General features: G+C 61.3%; 1 protein-coding gene. It reads right to left on the reverse strand.

Annotated features, from left to right (window positions below; genetic code table 11):
• Positions 1-222, reverse strand: a 222-nt coding sequence (locus B2W52_RS08105; protein WP_286802406.1) for a phospholipid carrier-dependent glycosyltransferase, incomplete at both ends; no start/stop codon positions are given.

Here is a 222-nt window from a genome sequence, read left to right on the forward strand (position 1 = left end):
GAGCCCCATAAATGCCCAGCCAACGAAGTACCATCCCCAGGCGGGCCCGCTAAAAAAGTGTCGGATCAGGCCGTAGCAGGCAACCGCAATCCAGCAGGCGACCATGGCGTCGATCTGGGCTTTCTGGGCCTGGATCACGAACTGGGGCGCAAGCATCAGCAACATGACCGCGATGGCACCGGTTCGCTGGTTCCACAGGCGGGTGCCCAGATCAAAGACCAG

The organism is Marinobacter sp. UBA2498 (assembly GCF_002341575.1).
Taxonomy (GTDB): Bacteria; Pseudomonadota; Gammaproteobacteria; order Pseudomonadales; family Oleiphilaceae; genus Marinobacter; species Marinobacter manganoxydans.